Raw genomic sequence first — 26331 nt, 5'->3', positions numbered from 1 at the left:
TTGTCTTTATGACAAACACCAACAAACACATTCAAGTGTTCTTGGGAATGTCACTGTTAAGTGACTATTCGAAATTGAGTCCGGCAAAATCAACGCTATCTCGCTCATTCAAATAATGAGATAGCAACTTTGGTTGTTTAACAAAGACCCTTTGGGGTTGTATGGTTAAGTGACTAAGCGTACACGGTGGATGCCTTGGCAGTCAGAGGCGATGAAGGACGTAGTAACTTGCGATAAGCGTAGATGAGGCAGTAACAGCCACTTGAGTCTACGATTTCCGAATGGGGAAACCCACTGGCATAAGCCAGTATCATTGAGTGAATACATAGCTCAATGAAGCGAACCGGGAGAACTGAAACATCTAAGTACCCGAGGAAAAGAAATCAACCGAGATTCCGAAAGTAGCGGCGAGCGAAATTGGATTAGCCCTTAAGCTTTACATGTGTTAGACGAACGGTCTGGAAAGTCCGACGATACAGGGTGATAGTCCCGTAGTTGTAGATGCATGTTCAGTGAAATCGAGTAGGGCGGGACACGTGTTATCCTGTCTGAATATGGGGGGACCATCCTCCAAGGCTAAATACTCCTGACTGACCGATAGTGAACCAGTACCGTGAGGGAAAGGCGAAAAGAACCCCTGTGAGGGGAGTGAAATAGAACCTGAAACCGTGTACGTACAAGCAGTAGGAGCACCTTCGTGGTGTGACTGCGTACCTTTTGTATAATGGGTCAGCGACTTATATTCAGTGGCAAGGTTAACCATCTAGGGGAGCCGTAGGGAAACCGAGTCTTAACTGGGCGCCATAGTCTCTGGATATAGACCCGAAACCGAGTGATCTAGCCATGGGCAGGTTGAAGGTTGAGTAACATCAACTGGAGGACCGAACCGACTAATGTTGAAAAATTAGCGGATGACTTGTGGCTAGGGGTGAAAGGCCAATCAAACTCGGAGATAGCTGGTTCTCCCCGAAAGCTATTTAGGTAGCGCCTCGGACGAATACTACTGGGGGTAGAGCACTGTTAAGGCTAGGGGGTCATCCCGACTTACCAACCCTTTGCAAACTCCGAATACCAGTAAGTACTATCCGGGAGACACACGGCGGGTGCTAACGTCCGTCGTGGAGAGGGAAACAACCCAGACCGCCAGCTAAGGTCCCAAATTACAGCTAAGTGGGAAACGATGTGGGAAGGCTTAGACAGCTAGGATGTTGGCTTAGAAGCAGCCATCATTTAAAGAAAGCGTAATAGCTCACTAGTCGAGTCGGCCTGCGCGGAAGATGTAACGGGGCTAAGTTGTAAACCGAAGCTGCGGCAATGTTCTTTGAACATTGGGTAGGGGAGCGTTCTGTAAGCCGTTGAAGGTGTGTTGTAAAGCATGCTGGAGGTATCAGAAGTGCGAATGCTGACATGAGTAACGACAAGGGGGGTGAAAAACCTCCCCGCCGGAAGACCAAGGGTTCCTGTCCAACGTTAATCGGGGCAGGGTAAGTCGACCCCTAAGGCGAGGCTGAAAAGCGTAGTCGATGGGAAACGGGTTAATATTCCCGTACTTCTTACAATTGCGATGGGGGGACGGAGAAGGCTAGGTGGGCCTGGCGACGGTTGTCCAGGTTCAAGTGCGTAGGCTGAGTGTTTAGGTAAATCCGGATACTCTTAAGGCTGAGACACGACGTCGAGCTACTACGGTAGTGAAGTCATTGATGCCATGCTTCCAGGAAAAGCCTCTAAGCTTCAGATTGTAAGGAATCGTACCCCAAACCGACACAGGTGGTCGGGTAGAGAATACCAAGGCGCTTGAGAGAACTCGGGTGAAGGAACTAGGCAAAATGGTACCGTAACTTCGGGAGAAGGTACGCTCTTGATGGTGAAGTCCCTTGCGGATGGAGCTGACGAGAGTCGCAGATACCAGGTGGCTGCAACTGTTTATTAAAAACACAGCACTGTGCAAAATCGTAAGATGACGTATACGGTGTGACGCCTGCCCGGTGCCGGAAGGTTAATTGATGGGGTTAGCGCAAGCGAAGCTCTTGATCGAAGCCCCGGTAAACGGCGGCCGTAACTATAACGGTCCTAAGGTAGCGAAATTCCTTGTCGGGTAAGTTCCGACCTGCACGAATGGCGTAATGATGGCCACGCTGTCTCCACCCGAGACTCAGTGAAATTGAAATCGCTGTGAAGATGCAGTGTACCCGCGGCTAGACGGAAAGACCCCGTGAACCTTTACTACAGCTTGGCACTGAACATTGAACCTACATGTGTAGGATAGGTGGGAGGCTTTGAAGACGTGACGCCAGTTGCGTTGGAGCCGTCCTTGAAATACCACCCTTGTATGTTTGATGTTCTAACGTTGGCCCCTAATCGGGGTTGCGGACAGTGCCTGGTGGGTAGTTTGACTGGGGCGGTCTCCTCCCAAAGAGTAACGGAGGAGCACGAAGGTGGGCTAATCACGGTTGGACATCGTGAGGTTAGTGCAATGGCATAAGCCCGCTTAACTGCGAGAATGACGGTTCGAGCAGGTGCGAAAGCAGGTCATAGTGATCCGGTGGTTCTGAATGGAAGGGCCATCGCTCAACGGATAAAAGGTACTCCGGGGATAACAGGCTGATACCGCCCAAGAGTTCATATCGACGGCGGTGTTTGGCACCTCGATGTCGGCTCATCACATCCTGGGGCTGAAGTCGGTCCCAAGGGTATGGCTGTTCGCCATTTAAAGTGGTACGCGAGCTGGGTTTAGAACGTCGTGAGACAGTTCGGTCCCTATCTGCCGTGGGCGTTGGAAGATTGAAGGGGGCTGCTCCTAGTACGAGAGGACCGGAGTGGACGAACCTCTGGTGTTCGGGTTGTGTCGCCAGACGCATTGCCCGGTAGCTAAGTTCGGAATCGATAACCGCTGAAAGCATCTAAGCGGGAAGCGAGCCCTGAGATGAGTCTTCCCTGATACTTTAAGTATCCTGAAGGGTTGTTCGAGACTAGAACGTTGATAGGCAGGGTGTGTAAGCGCTGTGAGGCGTTGAGCTAACCTGTACTAATTGCCCGTGAGGCTTAACCATACAACACCCAAAGGGTTTTGATGGACTCAAAGCAAGAACGAATTGAATGTGTAGAGAACGCAAACAGCTTTCCGAATTTTAAGAATTTGCTTGGCGACCATAGCGTTTTGGACCCACCTGAACCCATTCCGAACTCAGAAGTGAAACGAAATAGCGTCGATGGTAGTGTGGGGTTTCCCCATGTGAGAGTAGAACATCGCCAGGCTTACTTACCGCTTTTAGATTGTTAAAGTCTAAGAGCAAAACTAAAACCTAGCATTATTTAAGTAAGACTAAGTTTTAGGACAATTTGTGGAGAGATGGCTGAGTGGTTGAAAGCACCGGTCTTGAAAACCGGCGTACGTTAATAGCGTACCTAGGGTTCAAATCCCTATCTCTCCGCCACTTTTAAATGAACAAAGCTCTGATTTATCAGGGCTTTTTTCATATCTGATGCATACCGAAAGTCACCTACTACATTGAGGTGATACATATGTATCTGTTAAAACTTCCATCTAGTGTCTACTACCACCGCTCTCCTGTCCCTGTTTCACTGCGTGAACGGGGCTTTCCAAATGAAATTCGCCTGTCTCTTCTTACCAAAGATCGTAATGTCGCTTTAGAGCGCAATATCCATGTATCTCTAGCAATGAAGCAGAGTTTCGAGAGTGCTCTTACAGATGACGCTCTTACTTACAATGACATCAAAGATGCCTTGAATCAGAAAATCTCGTCATTAAGAGATAGTTATACAGTTAGTACGTCTCAGGTAATGCGTCTGAGTGTTATTGCTCCAAAACCTAAGCTTAAACATGTTGATGCTATGCATGCCTTACGCGAATTTTTACGTTCCAAAGCATCAGATAACGTGACTGCTTTGACTCTGCACCAGCTCGAACAGCGTATAATGCATTGCTTAGACTTTCTTGAGAGTTCGTCAAAACCGTACAGTGAAGAAGCTCTAGAAGCGTACCTAGAGCACTTAAAATCTCAAGGGCGTTCAGCTAAAACGAACAAAGATTACTTTGCTTCCATTAAGCAATTTTTTACATGGTGTCACATCAAGCGCCTGATCGAAGTAAATCCATGCCTGAATCTCAAACCAAAATTTAAATCTACAAAGCATGCCAGCGAAGAGCGAGACACATGGAAAGCCGATGAACTTGATGCGATTTTCCATTGTCGTGAATATCAGAATAAATCAGCAGATTTTCGTTACATCACTGAGCTTCAAGCCTATCACGGTCTTCGACCTAATGAAGCTTGCCAGCTTTTCATTTGCAATGTCCAGTGTGACGATAATCTCTGGTTTTTGGATATAACAGATACTGGTGATAAACAGCACCTCAAAAATGAACACTCCGTCCGCCAGATCCCTCTCCACCCAGATATAGTCAAAAATGGCTTCCTTGAGTTTGTGCAAGATAGAGCCAAATTAAATGCACTGAATAGTCCTCTATTTCACTACGAACCATACGGCAAGGATCATGATTGGTCTAAATACTATCGAGTTGAATTCGGCAAGTTGCAGAGCAAGATAGGGATGAAAGCTGGTTCTAGACCCACTCCGTATGGCTTTCGTCATACGTTCATCGATGAGTTAAAAAATGCGGAATTAGCTGAACCACTAGTGGGTGAATACGTAGGGCATGCCAGTCACGGCATGACTTTTGGAAGATATGGAAAGAAACTCAAGCTTGAGAAGCTATTAAAAGTAGTACAAACATTCAGCCTTCCTTCGAACAAAAAGGAGGGGCGAAATGAGAAAGCTTAATGATGCAATTTTAAAAGACATATTAGCTCGGCGACTGGGTGATGAGGATTGGAAACGTGATTGTTCAAACTTATTGGCTCAAGGTGTTTCATTACGCCAGATTGGTCTTGTAATGGACACAGCAAATCAACTGGAAGTTGATCCGTTACTTACTGAAGACTCCTTGGTAGAGGACGGGATTACTCACAAAGAAATCGAACACACCTTCAGTAGCGTTGAGAAGCTCAAAAGCTTACTAGGTATAAGTTACCATTTCAGTGACTACCTAACTGCTAAGAATTTCGATCCTGCTGCGGGGATAGATATTCCATACTTCATCTATCAATATTTTTATGAAGAAATCCGCAACGACTATAGCATTGACTTAAAACTCGACTGGCAAATATGTGTAGAGCTTGGAAATAACATAGCGTTGTCTTCAATCCCACTTTTCGGTAAATATAACGCCATTATACCTGCCACGGACGAAGAAGCAGCGGGCATCACAGCCGCTTTACTTGCTGACCGCTATAAATGCCTCAGTTATGACACAAATAATGGTCTTTTAGAGCTAGAAACGATAGATGATAAGCGCAAAGTTCAAGTCGAAGTACGCTGCTTATCATCAAAATTTAAGAGCCATCGTCACTGCGGTGTCTGTGTTGTAGATGATAATGAAATATGTCACCCAAATTGCCAGCAAAGTAAGAGATTAAGCTTTTCTCATTTGTTAAAGCGCCACATGTCTGACTAACTTGCTAACTCACTGACTAACTTTCTATGAAGGTTAGTCAGTTCTCCTCTCCCTCAAAAAACACATCCCTTATGTATACTATTAGCATAACTTATGTATAAAAATTCACTCGCTAACATTTTTTTGAAAAAAATTTAGGTTGATTTTCTTTTAGGCAGATCTGTACTTTAACCAAGTAAATAAAGGATAAATCAGCGTTGACTTTTGTTTAACTTGTTGTATTTATTGGTTTTGTTGACTTTTGTTTTGTTGCCATGGGATTTTTATCATGTATCATTGTTTATAAAAGAAGCATAAATAATAAAAATAAGGTAAATAATTATGCCAAATTACAACATTGATAGTCGGTCTATTTTTACACATCAAACATTAGAAAAATTTGAAGATTTTGCGTGGCTATTTTTTTCATCGAGAGAAAACACGCACGCAACATCGACTTTACGTGCAGATAAAGCACGTATAAATAAACTTTGCAAAATTTTTGGGCCGATGCTGATTTCAGCAATTAAGCACTCAGACTTGCTGAGGTGGTTGATGGCGATGGAATCAAAATATAAGCCAAAAACCACGGTTGAATATCTCAATCTATTAAAAGGGATTTTTAAGCTAGCAGTGTATGAGAAAGCAATTACTGGATCTCCTGCTGAAGCGCTTTATGTAGAAGTTGAGCCTTACTCCGCTCCAGATCCGTTCTTGAAGTCTGAGCTAGAAACGATGTCAGTAACACCAACTGAGTATATCTCCGATCATAATTTAATTATGTCCGATGCGACGTCTGGAGCCAGGGTGTGTGAGTGGCTTGCCTCAAAGATGGGTGGTGTAAATTTAATCAAAGGGACCGTTCGCATAGATTCTAATCAGGTCCTTGGTGAAGCAAAATCGACGAAAAATACATACTCAGAGCGTTGTATAGAAATGAGTGAGCCGCTCAAGGTGATTCTCACTGAGCAGATGAAGATCGCTGCAAAAAATGCTGAAATGACGATTACAGAAAAACTGAGAAAAACGAATCGTACTAAAACGTATCAAGACCGATACTTGTTCGTTAATCCTCGAACTGGTTTACCTTACAGAGATGTAAAAGATTTTAGCCAGCGGGTTTGGAAGCAATTTATGGCTGATGCGTCTGCTCTACATCAACAACGACATGGTAAGCCTATTAGATATCGCGGAATGTCTCAGCTCAGGCACACCTATGCGAGTCAAGCTCTTAGCGCAGGTGCAAACCCTGTTTGGTTAGCAAAACAACTTGGCCATGCTAATACTGACATGATATTCAAACACTATGCGAAATGGATTAAAGAAGACGCTCAGGTTGATAATAATCAAGCCGTTAGCCATCAATTTAGTCGACTTATTGGAGAGACAAAAGATCCGATAATCGTTGGTAGTTTAAAGAAGCGAGCAGAGCTGAGAAGCTTGATTCAGGTAAAGAAAGCGCTGGTTTATTCAAAAGATGAGACTTTAAAACGAAGCATCGAGAATGCAATTCGTACACTTGAAGCGGAGATTAAGCGCTTTGAGGAGTTGAATCGTGGATAATTTTGTACATGACTTCATTGAAGGCTGTAAGAGAGAAGGGATCAAAGATCCCTCTCGATTGAAATACACACCAAAGCATTATTTGGCTGTATTTGTCGAAATGACTAGCAATGGAAAGAACCCAATAAGAGTCAAAGAGTATCATCGTGCCGTCGGTGGTGGTGAATACAAAGTAGCGAAAGTAGCTTTTAACTTGCTAAATCAAGTAAATGATGTTCAAGACAGAATCGCGGCTCCTCGTCCACAGTGGTTTCAACAGTTTGTCGCAAGCACTGCTGGTTTTGTTCAAGATCTCTGGGAAGAAATAAGCATGGAAATTCAGCGAGAAGTTGAGGAAAGAGTGCAAGTTTCCGAAGCTGCTAGAAATATGGCGGAAAAAGAGCAAGCGAGCACTGAAGATTACCTTGAAGAGATCATTGCTGAAAAACATGAACTAGAGATTACGGTAGAAGAATTTGCGGGATATCGAGAAAGGAACGAAGAACTGCATCATGAACTAAAGGATTTAGCACGAGATAAATATCATATTGAAGAAAAGCTGTCAGATGTAGTGGAAGAAGTAAATGCCCTCCGTTTACAAATACCAGAATTGCAGTCGCTGAGAATTCACGTTGCAAAGATCGAGGCGGAGCTTGAAATTAAAACACAGCAAGTCAGTGACTACAGGGAAATGCTTCGATTTTCTGAATCGTTCAAATTGGTATCTGATAATACCGAAACTCTTAGCAAGCACGCTCTCCAAGCTGAGGAGTGTGACTCATGATGCTTCCATCTGCAATAGAAAAATGCAAGCGCTTATGCGCTTGCTTCTCCGTGTTTGGTCTAGCACCCTTGGTGAAGGGTATGCGACAAATAAAGGGTATCAAGAAACTGATACGCTTTAGTAACCCGCTACGCTTTCGTCACACTTTTGCTTCGCAAAAGATGCACGAAAGCTGCGGTCCAGAGAAGCTTCTCTGGACTCTCTCAAACATAACCTCGCAAGGAGGTTATGATGGCTAATCAAAATAGAACGATTCGTCTGTTCCACCGCCACGTTAATTTCAATTCCACCTCTAAGGACCGTAAGAAATGTGAGAAGTCGCTCAAGCACTCTTTGAGAATTGCGCCACCTTCTGACTCTGTGAAACAACTGGAGTGGAATCCCGAACTCACAAACAATAATTTACTGTATAGAGCTGGCAAGCTCTATCGCCTTGATACTCAGATGAGCGATGAACAGAGATGGAAAGTGCTACTTGATATTGCTCCAAAACCCAAAATCAAGAACCACACTAAATATCAGACCCAACACAGACAGTATCGTAAAAAACTAAAGGATGCGGCTAAAGCAGAGAGAAAGCTTGGTAATGAAGTCAGTGCAGAGTGCCTAGAACGTATTGTCGAAGAAAAAGGGGTAATTAAGCGAAAGCACATACAAGATATCCATCAAGTGGGATTCTCTAGATATAAACAACGTATAGGCGCGATTCGGAAGTATGTGATAGCACACAATAAGCTATGCCAGTACCCACCGAGTGCAAACAGTACGTTCGTACAAGAAGGAATTTTTAAAATCCCCCATCAATGGGAAGTCACATCTGATGATATTTCTTTACGAGAGTATGTACTTGCAACCAAGCAGTTTCTAGATTCTCACTTTCCTGAGCATCCTATAAAGGCAATTGTAGGTCATGATGACGAGCGCAGTGGGAATGAAAAAACTGGTTTGCACACCCACTACTTTATCGACGGGAAAAATCAAAAAACTGGTGAATATGACCTGCGGAAACGTCAAATTTTGGTTGTAAATGAGTATCTAGCTAAGCAAAGGCCAAACGTTGAACTGCTTCCCGTCAATAAGGACTTAACTCGCACTCAAACTAAAGCGTTTGGGCATTATTGGCAGTGTTTAGTTCAGGATTTCATGAATGCTCAATTGCTCAACCCTAAGCGTTTGCATGCAGAGTTTAGTGATGAAACAGAGAAGAAAACCGAACAGTATCAGTACATGATCCGCCAGGGAAAACTACCTAAGTCTCAGCGGGATTTTAGCTATCAAACTCGGCTCATTGATAAGCTTAACCTGGAAATTCAGGTGCTTAAAAATGAGCGTCAAGACGAATCGACGCAGCTTAATGCAATCAGCACTACCCTTGAAGAATTATCGGAGAATCTCAAAGCCAAGGCTTTAGAGCTAGAGCAGCTTGAGCTAAAGAAACACCAGTTTCATCAGGAGTTGCAAGAAGCGGCACATCGCTATATCTATTTGGAAGAATGCTTCGAGGAAAAAGATGCCAAGCTAAATCACGTTGAAATGCTACTGGCAGAGAAAGAGGCTCAATTTGCTGATATTGACACTAGAATGAAGCAACAGATGAAAGAGACCATACTAGACGCTTACATGCTAATGCAGGCGAGGCATAAAAAGTTTCCAAAAGCTGCGCGAGAGTTTGCACAGAAGATATCTGACCGACTAGACGGTGATATACCGAGTCAATTGTCTCCTCTGCTTGATGCAGCATTGACAGAGAGCGGCTATTACACTTCAACCAACGAGACTCTTGATTTTTAGGGTTTAAGTTTGTGAAGATTGTGATTTTAACAATTGATAAATAATACAATTTATGCGGTTCGTAAAATGAGAACCGCGTTTTACGAACTAAACTTATCAGGACGTATTGAAAGCAAACTAATACCTCTGAGTCGAAGGAGTGAATCAGCCAACCTAACCTCATTAATTTTGCCTCATTCCGTGCAGGCAACTAGGAAGGAATCCTTCTAGGTTGCGTAAATTACCTTTTCCCCAAAGCAAGTTAGCTACCGTTTAAGACTCACGTCTCTGAATCATCATTTGGCTTATTTCTCCTAATGCCTGTCAGGCGTCTATAGGAACGCGGGAACATCTCCCCTTGTTTAACGAACACTCAACCTAGTAACCAAAGTCTTTCACATCAACTTCTAGCTCTCTGACTTGAGAACCTATTTTTTTATGGAAGTGGTAACGAATTTCTTCATCAGCCATATTGGTCAAATCAAAACTAAAATATTGAACTAAAACCTCTTTCATCTCAGGTATGTCATGCTGGTCGAAGTTTGGTACATAACTGGTGTTATATTTGTTGTGGCTAATTTCTTTGAAAGTGCGAACAAACTTTTTAGGTTTGATTTCTACCCCAAAACGCTTACATAGGCGCAGGACATAATGATCTAATCTGTGGAGTAGCTTTTCATCATTGATCTCAGCGAAAAAAAATTGCCAACCCTTACATTTCTTCTCAAACACACAGCCAGTGATTCGTAGGTTTAATCGCCATTCTAAAATTTTTAAGCTCTTATTTTTAGAGTGCTTATAGCTTGTGAAAATCCCAGCAAGAGAAGCCTTTAACTTTTCAATCGAACCGTTTCTTGCAGAGATATGCTCATTGGTGAATTGATACCCAAGATAATCAAAACCGTTGGCAAGTGAGTCAATTTTTGACTTCTCTGGCACTTTCACAGGGCAGTGTATTTTTAAACCAATATTGCGAAACTTCTTGATAATGATTTGTGCTAGATCGTGTGCTTGATCAGCAGAACAAAGAACTAATACATCATCAACGTAGCGGTAGCATTTTACGTTAGGCAATTCAGATAAAAATTTGTCAATGTTTTGGAGGTAGATGGCTGCAAGGATGTTGGAAACAGCCAACCCTTGAGGTACGCCGACTTCACTTGGCTTATCATCCTTTCTCGAAACTAGAACTGAAGGGGCAGTGACAGCCGAAAAGATCATGTCTAGTATGTGATCTTGCCTAATGCGCTTTCTCAATTGAGAGCGTAGGTTTTTATGTCTTATTGATGGGTAAAAATTCGAAACATCTAACTTAATATAGCTATCAAAGTCACCAGATAAAGCGTGAGCCTTGACATCTTTAATGACATCTTGAGGAAGCGTGAACGCCACTGATTCTGCAAATCGCTCTTGTAGAAAGTTACACATAGCACGTAATGCAATTCTATCTCTCACTGTAGGGATAGAGATTTCACGAGGGGCCTTATTTCTCCCTTTAGTCAGCAACTTTAACTTGTACTTGGAAAACGCATACGAACCTTCAATCATTTTACGAGAAATGATTTCAACTTGCGGGTCTAACTGCTTTCTAAAAGCATACTGATTCATATTGTCTATGCCAGTCGCACCAGAATATACAATATGGTTGGAAAAGATTTCTTTTAGATTTTCTTGACTAAACTCTTTACTAAATTGGTCTTGTACACGCATTTTATTCACCAGTACAAGTTGGAAAAGATGAGTTTAATGAAAACCATATCAGTACGGGCAAGGCATAGAAAAACACGAGAGTTAAGAACCTAGTGGTAAAATAAGATACCGCTAAAAACCAGTGATGTGATGTTGGTATTCTGCTAAGAGCTTGTTTTGGTTTTGTATTTTCCGATGTGTCTGAATGAAACTCTTTGCTTACTTGTCTTACGGTGCTAGTACTTGCCCAATACTCTTGGCATAGTGCAATGGCAAAATCTTTGTCAGTGTGGTTTTCACAAGCATTCAGCTTAGATTCGTAGATTATTGATAAATCGGTAAAATCAGCACCTTCCTTGGAGGCTTGATGCATAATGCTATTCAAACTTTCATAACATTCTTTAATTAGGTTTGCTCTTTCCTTAAATGAAAGCCCGTTGATGAATCCTGAAATACAAAGTACGAGGACAGAATATACAACCCAAGAGATCGCTTCGATTCCATTTTGTGGGTTCTTTAGATAATAAACGGATACGGCGACAGAGAAGAATGAATACCAGAGTAGTATTACTTGTGAGTGAAAGGCGTTAGACAAAAGTCGTTTTTCAGTTTGAATTCGTGCTTTTCTTGTCCACCAAATATTGTCTGCTAAAGCCACCATCTTCTCCTAAATGTTGGGGGTGTGCTTCATAGAGGTAGTTTAGTTACAATAAGTTAACACTCCTACTGGAGTAAGCATATCCGAGATACACTAAGGGCGAACCCTTCGAAATTAGTTTCACTCTTACTGCTAAGAGTGGACAGCTACTAAGAACTGTCACCACTATGAAACACAGTGTGTATGGTACATTTTCGGAGTTCGAGGCTCAATAATTTTTTGTCACCGTTAAGCTAGTTTCCATACTTTAAGTAATTAAAGGATCACTAATTTAGCAAAATCACTGACTCATTTCTGTCCATAGGTGAGTTTGAAAATACTAAGCATTTTCTAGAACCCTTGCCCAGTCAAACCTCTTAATCCTGGCTATAACTAATTACCCCTGTACGGGGGTAAAATTAACTTTAACCCCTTAAGGGGTTAAAGTGCTAATATCCTCTGTAGGGGTTAGTTTACATTGGAGGCAGACATGCTCATAACAAGTCCTAAGCAGTTGGGAATATACTTGCGTGATGTACGAAGGAATCAAAGTCGCAACCAAACCAAAGTCGGAGATACTGTTGGTCTAAAACAGACAACAGTATCGAAACTTGAACGTGATCCTGCTTCGTCCAATATTGAAAGCCTGATGCGCTTGCTGTCATCACTAGATCTTGAGCTACATATTCAAGACAAAGCTGTAAGCCGCGAACAGGCAAAGCTCCGTGACCCTGATGATTGGTAAAACCCTATAGAACAAAGCCAACTCTATAACTAAGTTGTTCCATCACAATCATCATCGAGTTTGCAAATCAATGGTTGCGCGACCAGCTTGTTTCTTCCCCAAAGTGAGCTACAGCTCGAATTCTTATTTAGATAAGTTACCAGTTTTGAGATACAAAAGTAATAAATAGCAAGAAGCGAAACCTAATCCCATTGCTTCTCTCGATGAAATGAACTTAATGAATATCAGTTGGTTATATTCACTCGATTTCATTGCAAGATATCGGGTATATTTGTATGAAAATCAAACCCACTTGTGTTTCGATAGAAGTAACGAATGTGTATGATCTTGTTTGCTCATGGGGTGCCACATTTTAGATCAGAGCAACACGAATCCAAGTATTGAATCAACGGAGCCAACAGAAAGTGTACAAAAAATATGGCGAATTAATTACCAATCTCATAGCTACTGACCAAAACCATTATGTTGAACAGCAAGATGATGGTACATATAGAAAAAAAGCAGGAGTGGTCAACTCAGAATTGATTAAGCAAGTTCTCCTCAATCAAGAGTCAATTGCAATATATCAAAAAAACAATGACTTAACTATAAAATGGATATGTTTTGACTTTGACATTTTGAAATCATGCATCGACTCGGGCTTGATTCACCGAGGAGAAAAAGAGCTAGAGAAAACAATTAATACCTTTTGTCATACACTCGAACAATGTGGGATCCCATTCCTTCTTGAGTACTCAGGAAATCGTGGCTTCCACGTCTGGGTTACTTTTAACGAAGCGATAAACTACAGAACTGGATATGATATACAGCAAGCGATTTTACAATATGTTGCTTTAGATTTTGATAGTAGCTTAATTGGCATAGACCTATTTCCGCATTCCGCAACACCGACAGGAGGAGTTGGTCTAGGGGTAAAAATACCTCTATCTAAGCACAAAAAATCTGGTTGTTACTCTTACCTTTTGCCTAATACAACAGAAGTTGGGAACATTCAGAAACTTAGTTCCTTATCTGACACAATGCTGTCTGATAACATTAATATTCTAGAAGAACACACCTCAACCTGTAGATCAGCATTAGAGAAATGCCTAGGGACATTTTTTGAGAGCTATGAATTAGAAAATGTCCAGTACAACAGAATCAAAAGCATTAAAGTCCAAAGAAAACCATTCGATCTAAAAGCTCTGCTAGGTTTGTGGAATGGGACAAAACCGCTTAAGAAGCTATCTCTAAAGATTAATCTTGGGGAAAACCTAACACACAAAGAGCGAGTATTAATAGTCGGTTTGCTGTGCAATTTAGAATGTAGAGACGAACCTAATTTAAGTAGTATTATCTTACACGAAATATTTAGTAGACTAGATAATTATGATAAAAATATTACTGAATCAGCGATACAAGCTCTTAAAAATTTCAACTTTCCTACTCAAGATAAGATAGAAAGTACGCTATCTTGCAAGTTCGATGATGTACTTTCTGTTGAAGAACTTCTTCGGGTTTGTATTCCAAACTTCCTTGAATATACAGAGGCAAATTTTGAATTTTCAAATAAGGATATAGAAATAACAAGAGCCGCCGAACTGAATTACCTGTTTATGAACGATGAGGTTCAAGCCAAAATAGTCGTTGAAGAGCTTTCTTCAAAAGACAACAGTGAATTTCTAACCGAAATTGAGGAGTTTATAAAAGGCTCAAAGAACTGGGGCTACTATAAACATGTAAGGAATGAGGAAGGCAAAACTCGTGAATTAATTACATTAAACTCAAGTACGAGGGTCGTGACGTCCTGCATTCTTAAGCAAATCGCATATTACCTTGATATCAAGCCTGATAGTAATTCTCATGGTTATCAGATCAACAAAGGATTTGACGGCGGATATATATTTAAACCATGGCTATATCTATGGTTGAAGTTTATATCAAATATCACGAATGCTATTGAGAATGATCTATATAAAGATTTTTACATTATTAAAACAGATATAAGCAGCTTTTATGATAATATTTCACATGATAGACTTAAAAGGCTATTATTAGGTGATAGTGGCTCTACAATAAAAGATAAAATAGAGTCAATGAGAAGCGAAACAAGTGATAGATACAAAAAATGTCTAGGTGCTATTTTCAACATGACACAGGAGATTGTTGGTGATAATAAGGGTTTGCCACAAGGCCCAGCCTATGCACGTTTTTTCGCAGAATTATACTTATCTGAGATTGACATAGGCTTTAAAAATAAATTGGCTAACAGCGAAATATTATTATATGAAAGATACGTTGATGATATTTTTTTGGTTGCAAAGTCAAAAGGTGATGCTGAAAAAATTCTAAGTGAGCTTAGCAATAACTTAGAACTCCTGAGTCTAACTCTCAATAGCGATAAAACTGTAGTTTCGAAGATATCATCTTTTCATAACAAATTTGACAAGTATAGGTCTCAATCAAAATATGCAGTAGATCAGGTATCAAAAACATTTGTTACGTCAAGTGAAAAGCAAAAAAACAATGCTATAAATGAATTCGTAACACTTGTACAGTCAGATTCGTGTCAGGAAGATCTATCTTTCATCTTCTCACATCTAGATGGCGTAGAAGAATTAAATGCAATGAAGACAGAGCAAATTCTTCCCGCTCTTGAAAAAGCTATAGGACGAGGAAGTTTATTCAAAAATTTGTTTAATTTCCTGTTTGAGATGAATGAAGGGTGGGAAGTAATTCATAAGATAGAAAGATTTGACACCTTACAATCTGAAGTATTGACATCATGCTTAATAAACGCAATTGAAACAAACAAAGACAATAGATACGCACTGAAGAACATCATTGAAGCCGTCGAACCTAAACTTACATACTCAACGATCGTTTATGAACATATAGCTTACTTGATTACAAACTTTAACGTAAATGTAGAAATAACCAAGATTCCTCCAGAGCATTACCTTTCAGCATTAATATCTATATCTGATTATAGTAAAGTTAACGCGACAAATGAATTAATATCACATTTAGATATCTATCTGAATGAAATTAAATCTTCAAAAAACTTTATTAAAGTCATTTATAACTTCTGTTTTAATGATAATGAAGTTGATCTCAAGAAAATTGCTTCTTTATTCTTTGCAAAAATGTCTGTAGAAGAGAAAAAGAATACCTTCTCCATTTCAAATTTTGAAAAATCTATTTTTGATCCAATTACAACAAAGAAATTTTATTATCTACTTTGCCTATTTTCAGTATCTAGAGAGAACCGATCAACAGATTTACTCGAATCTATGTGGAAATATTGTTCTTTGTCGTTTAATTTGCTTTCCAGTTCTAGCTCCAGTTTTTCTGCTCCAAACTGGTTGGAAAAATTAGATCAAGTCGAGATTGATAACGCTATAGCAAACTGGATAATATCCTCAATAGTAGATGGTAACATTTTCAGAGGACTTACTGATGAGAAAAAGGTGTTCGAGCAGTACCATAACGCCTTACTAGTATATTTAACAATAGAAAACGGTAACTGGAACAAAGATACGATTTTAAGTCAACTCAATGAGCTAAAAACTAAGTCAACTTTCTACGAGTGGCTTATAGACAATGATGGAGTTTCTATTTTCCCTAAAGTCAATAAAAAATGGTTTGAACGGAATATAATCGAAAACGGCACAACTACTCTTTGTAAAGATAACAAGATCCTCATAAGAAAGCCTAGCCATTTGTTCCTTTCTGACAAAGATGACTTGGAACATTACAATGGATTTTCTGAAATTATCGTCGATTATGACAGAGAAAAATTAAAAACATTCCGTCGCAATGTAGATAATGTTGACATAAATATTAAATTTAAGCTCTTAACAGAATTCCTTAAGACTTTACAAGATGGAGAACCAATTCCTAGTATATTCTGCCCTGAGAGGGTAATGACATCAGATGCTTTGTCAGTTTTTTCTAAGGAATTTTGCTACCATTCAAAAATCATTTCATATGATGAAATTGGTAATGTTACTTCGTATGAAAATTCAATTGATAGTTTCATAAACTCCTTTTTGTCTTACGTTTCTGAAAGTGATGCCACTACAAAGAAATTAAAGGAAAAGTATGTTAATAATCTGGATATGGATATCGACAAAGTACAATTCCTTATTAAATTCTACTCACAGATAACAAATGAAGTATGTGACGATTCTGATTTTTTCTTTGATGTCGCTATGGCAACATCTCTTTATATATACCTTTCTAATTTAGATTCAATAACACGACTTGAAAGATTTTCAAAGCAGTACTCGACTTTTCACAATAAAGTGATTAGTCAGCATATATTTATAGTTGAAGACGATATGGAGATAGATGATTCTAATCTACACTCTGTGTTGTTTTGTATCCAGCATTCCCTTTCTAAAATAAGTAAGGAAATTTTAACTACTATACCTTTCCATCTGCATGAAGATATTTTAACTTATATAGAGACAATTAAAGAGCAAATTGCCAACAGTCAACTTGATAAAAATAGCATCACGCTTGAAGATTTTAAGTTATCTCAAGTCAATGCTTTCCTGACATCAAGAGCTGTAAAGATTGATACTCAAAGTTATCCGTTCAACAATGTGCTAATAGTAAACCCTAAACTGAAAGAGGTTGTACCGTTTGAAACGAAACATCTAGCCTTGATAAATGGTTCTCAGCATATTTATTCTTATCAAAGTGGTGAAACGGTTTATATTATTTCCTTAGCTAATTGTTTAAGCGTCATGTACTCGACTCTTTGGGAGCGTTACAGTGTTCTAATAGAAGAACAGAAGTTACAACATAGTTACCCTTCCATTACATCATCGGCTAGAGATATAACCTCACTAAACGGTTTTGATGATGCTTCATGTATAGTGAAACATCATAATGGTATCTCGTTATTAGAAGCGGAAGATCGGCTAAGAAATTGGCTTCACCACTTACCACAGAAGTTCCATCAACCATTAATTACTTTGATTAGATCACACGAATGCATGCTGGAAAATGAGATACAGAAGTTCATAGACAAAGTAAAGGAACTAGATACGCCAAACAGCAACCTCTTTTTGCTCAAAGACGTTGCTGATTATAACGGTACACATAGGATCCTCTATCGCGACAACGAAATTGGTAGAGGCGTTGCCACATTCACGCCACGTTCACTCACTAAGGATTCGAAGCAAGCAACTCTTGTTACAGATCTTGTTCTTACTGGATCTCAGGTGAAAAGAGCCTTAAAGTTCTATTTAATAGGTGAAGGTAGTAGGCCAAACGACAACTATTTTTATTTTACTGATGAAGATCATACAAATCTCTTTGATACATTCTCAGAGCTTGAAGTGCTTAATATTTGTACCGTTCTTTATACCAAAGATGCCATCGACAAAATACAAGAGGCACTGCAAATAATCTTAGGCAATCAGATAACTGTTAATGTTGTGCATGGAAGAGACATTGGCGACAATGCGTTTTTTGGTAGTACTACCAAAATAAATCAACATGAAAAGTCAATTATCATGGATTTATTACTTGATGAGTTCGCTTTATCTGACCTGTATGACCATCTATCCTACTCAGGTGCATACACTAAGTATAAAGATGAAAACGAAATCAATAAAATGAACCTTGTAGCGCGATATCAGTCTCTCCCAAAGAAATCATTTAGCTTTTTAACATGCAGCACTAAGCTAGAGGAACATTGCAAGCCATTTAACAGAATCTTAGAGTTAGCAGATAAATAGATCTTTCAAACTTAATTATTATCCGTGTTTAATTTATAAAATTGGACACGGATATATGCATCTACATAAAGAGACTACTGGAAACACTAACTTATTATCGCTTGCCGTTAATTTGCACTGGTTCCTGCTATTACCTAACCCTCTACGTAGACAATAAATTATTACAGGTCTTTCTTTTTACCTATCAAAGTATTTCCATACTTGAGTTAATTTATCTTTTGCCAATTGAGCATCGTTGCTGAGAAGTTTCTGTCTAAAAATAAGTTTATCACAAAAGGTGCCGCTATACTTTCGATTGACGAACCTGATTCAATGGCTTATGGTTAATGTGAATCACATTTGTTCAACCCTGACTTTAATGCATCAGGGTAACGTCCTGAGTTAAAAAGGATGTTTTTTAAGAAAGCAAGCTTAGATAGGGTTCAAATCCCTATCTCTCCGCCACTACATAGAAAGCCTGCAAAGTAATTTGCAGGCTTTCGTCATTTCTGACGTTTGAGAACTAGAAGGTATTTGCGTTAACCACCGATTGTGTACTAGTTTGGAACATTCACTTGTCATACCAATCTGGAAAATTAACTGTCAGGTCTATCCAGCTTCTCGAGCACATCTGTCTGACTCTGGCCGAACATTCCCAAAAACTCTTCCAAGCCCTACATACTTTGGAGACAATGTCTTCGTAATCCGCAAAAGATGGATTGGCGAGATAGTGTTGTCTTAACCCACTCCACACTTGTTCTATCGGGTTTAGCTCTGGAGAATAGGTTGGGAGCTTGATGATACTGACATTATCAAATGGCTCAGCAATGTCATTGGTATGCCAACCCGCGCCATCCATAATGACCACAGCGTGACGACCTTTTTCGGTCACCGCGGAGATCTACTTCAGATGCTCAACCATAATGTTCTTGTTAACCCAAGGAACGACCATTGCCTCGTCAATACCTCTAGCGGGACATACTGAGCCAAACAAATACGCATATTCAAACTGCTGCTTTTTTACCACTCTTGGTCTTGAGCTACGCTCAGTCCAAAGTCGAGTTGTCGTGTTTTGCTGGCCAACCCGTTCTTGGTTTCTCTTGTAGCCCTTCAAGCCCTTCTTCAAGGAATGTTTGTACCCATTGATTCACACTGGCTCTGCTTACCTTAAGGAACTTAGCCATTTGGGTTCGAGAGTGACCATCTTTAAAATGGGCCAATGCGAGCAATCGCATCTTCATTTGAATAGATTTTTGTTGGCTAGCAAGTTTTTTAAATCAAGGTTATTGAGACTGTCCATAGCGTCATTTATTACAAAGAAGTAACAGCCTCAATTAGATCATATTTTTAGTTATGTTGGTATGATAGATAGTTGAGAATGATTATTAATATTTGGTTAGACTTAGGCCAATTAATCAAATCAGTAGGCCACATATGGATATTTCTCGCCGCCGCTTTCTTCAAGCTTCATTGGCGTTTTCCGCATTAACGCTGCTCCCTGCGTGTTCACTGTCGCGTAGAGCGCCATTTCATCATGGTCGGTTTGTCTATGAGATGACTGCAGAACCGGCTACCGCTGAGGTGGTGCCTGGTTTTACTACGGATGTGCTCGCCTTTAATGGCGCTATTCCTGCCCCTACGATTCGTTGTCGACAAGGGGAAGAAGTGATCATTCACTTCACCAACAAACTCAACGAGCCAACCACAATCCATTGGCATGGTTTGCGTGTACCTATTGAGATGGATGGTGTTCCCTTTTTGAGTCAAAAACCCGTTATGCCAGGGGAGAGCTTTACTTATCGCTTTACTCCACCTGATGCAGGAACATTTTGGTATCACCCTCATATGAACAGCGTCAAGCAGCTAGGTATGGGGCTAGTTGGGTTAATCATTGTTGATGAAGCAGAGCCAGTTTCTTTTGATGAAGACCATGCTCTAATGCTTAAGCATTGGCATCTCAATGAGAAAGGTGAATGGAAATCGTTATTGGTCCCACGCTTAAGCGCCCGTATGGGAACTCCCGGTGAGTGGGGAACGGTGAATGGCGTCCATGAACCGACCTATCCGTTGAAAGCGAATGCGATGACGAGGCTGAGAATCGCAAATGTGGACAATACCATCACTTATCCTATCGCTATTGAAGGTGTGGATGCATGGGTTATAGCAATAGATGGAAACCCAATAAAAACCCCTTACAAGCTCTCTGAGCACAAGATTGGGCCTGGAATGAGGGTTGATGTCGGGTTAATGGCTCCAGGTGTTGGAGAGCGTTTCTATGTGCGACAAATGAAAGGGAAGTTTCCGTTTGCTCTTTGTGCATTTGAATCGGTCGAATCGGACCTATCTAACCAGAATACACTGCCAACATTGCCGCTCAATCCAATTGCGCCGTTAGATTTAGAAACGGCTGAACAAATTGATTTTGTCTTTGAATGGGAAGGGGCTGTTACTCCGATAGATAAATCTGGCCAAGCTCTGCCGACGTTTTGGTTGGTGAATAAACGTGCCTGGGAGGGGATGAGCCAAGATTCAATTCCGGCGCCGTTAGCAACGTTAGAGCGAGGGCGAACTTACATATTTAATCTTAAGAACGTGACGCAATATCATCATCCCATTCATTTGCATGGACACACATTTACTGTATTGGAATTAAATGGCCAGACCCTCGCAGAACCGTTTCATACTGATACTGTTTTGCTAGGCAAGAATGGCAGTGCCAAAGCGGGGTTTGTTGCGGATAACCCTGGTCGTTGGATGTATCACTGCCACGTGATTGAACATATGAAAACCGGATTGATGGGATACATTGAAGTAAAGTGACTCCTGTAACTTTTTAAATCTTGGCGATTTACGGATACGTTATCTAAATGAAATTATTGTTTTTTGTACTCGATCTCTGTGTGGATGTGGCTACAATGTGGCCATTAGATTTGTGAGGTTGCTATGAGTCAATTTGCGATTATGGGTTTCATCGCCTTGGGCGGCGCCTTTGGCGCTTGTTCTCGTTACTTAGTGTCAGAGCTCTGTGTTGTGTTGTTAGGCAGAGGTTTTCCATATGGTACGTTAACTGTAAACGTGGTCGGTTCCTTTATTATGGGGCTTTTGATTGCCGCGTTTGAAAGTGAGTTGCTGGCAACTGAGCCATGGCGACAAATAATCGGTTTGGGCTTTTTGGGGGCACTAACAACCTTCTCAACATTTTCGATGGATAACGTATTGCTGATGCAGCAAGGCGCATTTTTCAAAATGGGCTTAAACGTTGTGTTAAACGTGACTTTGAGTATTACTGCTGCTTGGGTAGGTTTCCAATTACTCAAATCGTGAAGCAATGAGCGAAATAGAGTTAAATTTTAAACAGGTCGGCTTGGTTTAACCAAGCCGATTTCATATAATCGCTTCACTTGTCGGAGTGCCTTAGGGCTGAGACCGTTTATTCGGGATCCGTTGAACCTGATCAGGTTAGAACCTGCGAAGGGAACAAGAGAAGATACTTGTACCAGTGCAAACTGGTGTCTTATCAAAGCTTGAATCCACAAATTGAATCTCTAAATTGTGTGTTCAACGCCTCTTGTCACAACTTTCCGCCAAGCATTTTTATCCAAAACCTTTTTATCCAGCATAACAAGAAAGGAAAAATGCTATGTCGAATCGCAAACAAGCGAGACTGGAAGCTAAACAATTCATCGATACACTCTCTGTGCAGCCGTATCCCAACTCCACCAAAGTGTATGTCGAGGGCTCTCGCTCAGACATTAGAGTGCCAATGCGCGAAATCTCCTTGGCTGACAGCCTAGTTGGCGGGACCAAAGAGGCGCCAATCTTTCAGCCAAATGAAGCGGTAAGAGTGTATGACACCTCGGGGGTCTACACGGACCCGACTCATCAAATCGACCTCTATAATGGCCTTCCTAAGTTAAGAGAAGAGTGGATTGCAGAGCGTGCCGATACCGAAGTCCTTGATGATGTCAGCTCGGTCTACACTAAAGAGCGCTTAGAAGATGAAACGCTGGATGAGTTGAGATATGGCAATCTGCCTCGCATTCGTCGTGCCAAAGCTGGCCATTGTGTCACTCAGTTGCATTATGCACGTAAGGGAATCATTACCCCAGAGATGGAATACATCGCTTTGCGCGAGAATATGGGACGCGCCAAATATCGAGATGAAGTTTTGACTCAGCAGCACGCAGGGCAAAATTTTGGTGCGAATCTACCTAAGGAAATTACCCCAGAGTTTGTGCGTCGTGAAGTAGCAGAAGGTCGCGCGATCATTCCTTCCAACATCAATCACCCAGAATCCGAACCGATGATCATCGGCCGCAACTTCCTTGTGAAAGTTAACGCTAACATTGGTAACTCATCGGTGACTTCGTCGATTGAAGAAGAAGTGGAGAAGTTGGTATGGGCGACTCGTTGGGGCGGTGATACGGTGATGGATTTGTCGACCGGGAGAAACATTCACGAAACTCGGGAATGGATTCTACGCAACAGCCCAGTTCCGATTGGAACCGTGCCTATGTATCAAGCACTAGAGAAGGTCAATGGCGTTGCTGAGAACCTTACGTGGGAAGTGATGCGTGATACGCTGATCGAGCAGGCTGAGCAGGGTGTGGATTACTTTACGATTCACGCGGGTTTGCTGCTGCGCTATATCCCAATGACGGCGAAACGCGTGACAGGCATTGTATCGCGTGGCGGCTCGATTATCGCTAAGTGGTGTTTAGCACATCATCAAGAGAGTTTCCTCTATACCCATTTCCGCGAGATCTGTGAGATTTGTGCGAAGTACGATGTAGCGCTTTCATTAGGCGATGGTTTGCGTCCTGGCTCGATTGCCGATGCCAATGATGAAGCGCAGTTTGCGGAGCTCAGAACGTTAGGGGAGTTAACCAAAATCGCGTGGGAATACGATGTCCAAGTGATTATCGAAGGTCCTGGGCATGTACCGATGCACATGATTAAAGAGAACATGGATGAGCAGCTCAAGCATTGTCATGAGGCACCATTCTATACCTTAGGTCCACTGACCACCGACATTGCCCCTGGCTATGACCACATTACTTCTGGGATTGGTGCGGCCATGATTGGTTGGTATGGCTGTGCCATGCTTTGCTACGTAACGCCAAAGGAGCACTTAGGTCTACCCAATAAAGAAGATGTGAAAACCGGCTTGATAACCTACAAACTGGCTGCGCACGCGGCGGATTTGGCCAAAGGGCACCCGGGCGCGCAAGTTCGCGACAACGCATTGTCTAAAGCTCGCTTTGAATTCCGTTGGCAGGATCAATTTAATCTCTCGCTCGACCCCGATACGGCACGTGCATTCCACGATGAAACCCTGCCACAAGAGTCGGGCAAGGTTGCGCATTTCTGTTCGATGTGTGGCCCCAAATTCTGCTCGATGAAGATTTCGCAAGAAGTTCGTGAGTATGCTAAAGGGCAACAGGCTGAGGAAGGACAGGCGATAGCAGTGAAGCTGTTGGATGACCCATTGGAAGGGATGAAACAAAAGTCCGCGGAATTCAAAGCGTCGGGTTCGGAGTTGTACCACCCCGCAGTGAGTCATGAAGAAGTCGCAGAGGGTTAACAATGAGACTGCTGATTCCTTCTGCCATTATTGAGCTGACGGGAGAAATTCAGCAGTGTTTGCTCTTGGCAAAGCAGCAAGGCTTTGCCATTGACCATATAGAGTTGGGCGTTAGCCCAACTCGTACACTGCAACTGATTTCTTCAGCCAAAACGGTCGTATTCGAAACGGATCTTACCCATAACGACAGTCGTCATCTCGGCGCGTATGACTTTGCGCTTCATTATCATCATTCGCTTGCTCTCACAGACGTATTCACCTATTTGGGCTCAGGTCGCAATGCCAAGACTCTGTTGATCAATTTGCAAGGGGAGCAAGGAGAAGTGTTCGATGTGTGGCGACATCCTTTAGCCGATGAAACTCGCGCACTACGATATTCATTACTCCCAAACTATCCTCAGAACAATAGTGTGGAATCGAACTATCGACATTTGGCGTGGGTGGTCACGCTCAGCGCACTTGATTTTCCAATCGAAGATTGCCTGACTTTGGCACGTGCGATGTTGAATGTTTCACGTGAAACATGGGTGTCGGATTTTGCTTTGTTTCCTACTCCAGTGTTGCGCCTGGATGAGCTCGGTATCTTACCAAGCCACAGTATTGAAGCGTTAACAAAAGCGTTTCCGCGGATTAGCGCTCAACAGTTAGGGCTCTATCCCGTGGTTGACGATGTCAGTTGGATCGAGAAGTTATTGCCTATAGGAATTAAAACGGTCCAATTGCGGATTAAAGATCCAAACCAAACCGATTTAGAGCAACAGATTGTGCGTGCGATACAGCTAGGCCGACATTATGGTGCACAAGTCTATATCAACGACTACTGGCAGCTAGCGATTCAGCATCAAGCCTATGGTGTGCATCTAGGGCAGGAAGATTTGCAAGTGGCCGATTTAGCCGCCTTGGCGAATGCAGGTATTGCACTAGGGTTATCTACGCATGGCTATTATGAGCTGTTACGCATTGTACAACTTCAGCCCAGTTATATTGCATTAGGGCACATTTTCCCTACCACCACCAAACAGATGCCTTCATTGCCGCAAGGGCTGGTGAGGCTAAAACTCTATCAGCAACTGATTGATACCATGCCTTATGATGAGTCCATCACCGGCGTTCCCACGGTCGCCATTGGTGGTATCGATCAAACCAATGCGGCGACGGTATGGCGATGTGGAGTCTCTTCACTAGCCGTGGTGCGAGCGATCACTTTGGCGAAAGACGTGAAGGCAGCAATAGACCACTTCAAGCAAGTCATGGTCTCTAATGCAACGCTTGCGCGTTTCGACTCAGTATCTACGCATAGTCTTGAGCCAACAAGCGAGGCCAATCATGTTGAATGATCGGCTCTTTACTCGTTATCAAAGACAAATTGCATTAACGGAAATCGGTGAGTCGGGTCAGGCCAACTTACTTCAAGCACATGTATTGATCATTGGTTGCGGTGGTCTGGGTAACGCAGCGGCGCTCTATTTGGCTGCGGCGGGCGTCGGCCATTTGGTGTTGGTTGATGATGATGTGGTCGAAGAGAGTAATTTGCAGCGTCAAATTGCCTTTCGTCAGCAACATCTCGCCAGTCTCAAAGTGGATGCACTGGCAGAGCAGTTGAAGCAACTCAATGCAGAATTACGTGTTCGCACCATTGATAAGCGTTTGAATGAGCAGCGTCTCAACTTGGAAGTGATGTTGGCGGACATCGTGCTCGATTGTACGGACAACTTTCCAACACGCCAGTTGATCAACCAAGCCTGCCTGAATCAATGCACGCCTTTGGTGTCTGCCTCGGCAATTGGTTGGAAAGGGCAATTTATCGCGTTTGACTTTGGCTCACGCCACTCAATCCAAGCGAAACAAGATGCCTCTTCGACAACGACGTCAGTAAACCCTCCGTGCTACCACTGCCTTTTTCCATTTGCAGAGAATCCCACGCAGAGCAAGTGCAGCGATGCAGGGGTGATAGGCCCTGTTGTGGGGCTAATGGGAAATTATCAAGCAATCGCAACGATTCAAAAGCTGGCAACGGGAAGGTTTAAAACCGCTTGCCATCAGTTGCATCTGTTTGATGGGCTCACGTTAAGCTGGCAGCAGTTAGCGGTAGTGAAAGATCCAAGTTGCCGCGTTTGTCAGGTTCAGAAACAGGAATCAAGCAATGAACACCATAGCCATTAGCATCAACGGCGAAAGCTACGAGGTGCCAACCAACGCGACGTTGGCATCCATCATTGAGCATCTCTCACTGCCTCACTTGGGTTGTGTTTTTGCAATCAATAATCAAGTTGTCCCACACAGCGAATGGCAAACCAAAACGCTCAGTAGTGGTGATGCTATCTCACTATTTCAGGCAATTGCTGGAGGATAAG

The 26331-nt window shown here is 42.0% G+C and carries 15 protein-coding genes, 1 tRNA gene, 2 rRNA genes, 1 pseudogene and 1 riboswitch; of the genes and pseudogenes, 16 read left to right on the top strand and 3 right to left on the bottom strand.

Going from position 1 to position 26331, the window contains the following annotated elements; genetic code table 11:
- The first annotated feature begins 163 nt into the window (after positions 1-163).
- From AOT11_RS06700 to AOT11_RS06660, 8 genes are all read left to right on the top strand, one after another.
- Positions 164-3050, top strand: a 23S ribosomal RNA gene (locus tag AOT11_RS06700).
- 89 nt (positions 3051-3139) lie between these two features.
- A 5S ribosomal RNA gene (gene rrf, locus AOT11_RS06695) occupies positions 3140-3255 on the top strand.
- 88 nt (positions 3256-3343) lie between these two features.
- Positions 3344-3434, top strand: a tRNA-Ser gene (locus AOT11_RS06690).
- 88 nt (positions 3435-3522) lie between these two features.
- Positions 3523-4803 carry a site-specific integrase gene (locus AOT11_RS06685; RefSeq protein ID WP_017420192.1) on the top strand — a complete coding sequence of 427 codons (1281 nt, stop codon included), beginning with the start codon at positions 3523-3525 and terminating at the stop codon, positions 4801-4803.
- Complete coding sequence (locus AOT11_RS06680; RefSeq protein WP_017420193.1) at positions 4790-5536, top strand: hypothetical protein; 747 nt, start codon at positions 4790-4792, stop codon at positions 5534-5536. Before AOT11_RS06685 ends, AOT11_RS06680 begins: the two co-directional genes overlap by 14 nt.
- 321 nt (positions 5537-5857) lie before the next feature.
- Positions 5858-7078: a tyrosine-type recombinase/integrase gene (locus tag AOT11_RS06675; RefSeq protein ID WP_017420194.1), complete on the top strand. Its 1221-nt coding sequence runs from the start codon at positions 5858-5860 to the stop codon at positions 7076-7078.
- A complete protein-coding gene (locus AOT11_RS06670) occupies positions 7071-7841 on the top strand; it encodes a hypothetical protein (protein ID WP_017420195.1) in 771 nt (256 codons plus the stop codon). The genes AOT11_RS06675 and AOT11_RS06670 overlap by 8 nt, the downstream gene beginning before the upstream one ends.
- 231 nt (positions 7842-8072) lie before the next feature.
- Complete coding sequence (locus AOT11_RS06660) at positions 8073-9632, top strand: hypothetical protein (protein ID WP_017420197.1); 1560 nt, start codon at positions 8073-8075, stop codon at positions 9630-9632.
- Positions 9633-9989: 357 nt separating this feature from the next.
- Here the strand turns inward: AOT11_RS06660 and AOT11_RS06655 are convergent, their stop codons facing one another.
- Together AOT11_RS06655 and AOT11_RS06650 are read right to left on the bottom strand one after the other, a co-directional pair.
- Positions 9990-11321: a reverse transcriptase domain-containing protein gene (locus AOT11_RS06655; RefSeq protein WP_017420198.1), complete on the bottom strand. Its 1332-nt coding sequence runs from the start codon at positions 11319-11321 to the stop codon at positions 9990-9992.
- Position 11322: 1 nt separating this feature from the next.
- Entirely contained in the window at positions 11323-11961 is a 639-nt protein-coding gene (locus AOT11_RS06650) for an SLATT domain-containing protein (RefSeq protein ID WP_017420199.1), read from the bottom strand.
- A 466-nt stretch (positions 11962-12427) separates the two neighbouring features.
- Between AOT11_RS06650 and AOT11_RS06645 the strand changes: the two genes are divergently transcribed.
- Together AOT11_RS06645 and AOT11_RS06640 are read left to right on the top strand one after the other, a co-directional pair.
- Positions 12428-12682: a helix-turn-helix domain-containing protein gene (locus tag AOT11_RS06645; protein WP_017420200.1), complete on the top strand. Its 255-nt coding sequence runs from the start codon at positions 12428-12430 to the stop codon at positions 12680-12682.
- Positions 12683-13086: 404 nt separating this feature from the next.
- Positions 13087-18414 carry a TOTE conflict system archaeo-eukaryotic primase domain-containing protein gene (locus AOT11_RS06640; protein WP_017420201.1) on the top strand — a complete coding sequence of 1776 codons (5328 nt, stop codon included), beginning with the start codon at positions 13087-13089 and terminating at the stop codon, positions 18412-18414.
- 550 nt (positions 18415-18964) lie between these two features.
- Here AOT11_RS06640 and AOT11_RS06635 read toward each other — a convergent pair.
- Positions 18965-19693, bottom strand: a pseudogene (locus tag AOT11_RS06635) (IS630 family transposase).
- 134 nt (positions 19694-19827) lie between these two features.
- Between AOT11_RS06635 and AOT11_RS06630 the strand changes: the two are divergent.
- From AOT11_RS06630 to thiS, 6 genes are all read left to right on the top strand, one after another.
- Entirely contained in the window at positions 19828-21213 is a 1386-nt protein-coding gene (locus AOT11_RS06630; RefSeq protein WP_017420143.1) for a multicopper oxidase family protein, read from the top strand.
- Positions 21214-21336: 123 nt separating this feature from the next.
- Complete coding sequence (gene crcB / locus AOT11_RS06625; protein ID WP_017420144.1) at positions 21337-21717, top strand: fluoride efflux transporter CrcB; 381 nt, start codon at positions 21337-21339, stop codon at positions 21715-21717.
- Positions 21718-21788: 71 nt separating this feature from the next.
- A riboswitch (TPP riboswitch) is annotated at positions 21789-21887 on the top strand.
- Between the two features lie 146 nt (positions 21888-22033).
- Complete coding sequence (gene thiC, locus AOT11_RS06620; protein ID WP_017420145.1) at positions 22034-23977, top strand: phosphomethylpyrimidine synthase ThiC; 1944 nt, start codon at positions 22034-22036, stop codon at positions 23975-23977.
- A 2-nt stretch (positions 23978-23979) separates the two neighbouring features.
- Positions 23980-25314: a thiamine phosphate synthase gene (locus AOT11_RS06615; RefSeq protein WP_017420146.1), complete on the top strand. Its 1335-nt coding sequence runs from the start codon at positions 23980-23982 to the stop codon at positions 25312-25314.
- On the top strand, positions 25304-26140 hold the full coding sequence (locus AOT11_RS06610) for a HesA/MoeB/ThiF family protein (protein ID WP_049798917.1): 837 nt from the start codon (positions 25304-25306) through the stop codon (positions 26138-26140). The genes AOT11_RS06615 and AOT11_RS06610 overlap by 11 nt, the downstream gene beginning before the upstream one ends.
- Positions 26121-26330: a sulfur carrier protein ThiS gene (gene thiS / locus AOT11_RS06605; protein WP_017420148.1), complete on the top strand. Its 210-nt coding sequence runs from the start codon at positions 26121-26123 to the stop codon at positions 26328-26330. The genes AOT11_RS06610 and thiS overlap by 20 nt, the downstream gene beginning before the upstream one ends.
- The last annotated feature ends 1 nt before the right edge of the window (position 26331 follow it).

It is taken from the genome of Vibrio vulnificus NBRC 15645 = ATCC 27562, assembly GCF_002224265.1.
Classification (GTDB): domain Bacteria; phylum Pseudomonadota; class Gammaproteobacteria; order Enterobacterales; family Vibrionaceae; genus Vibrio; species Vibrio vulnificus.
The sequence above is the reverse complement of the archived record's forward strand: the minus strand, read 5'-3'. Positions and strand labels throughout refer to the sequence as shown.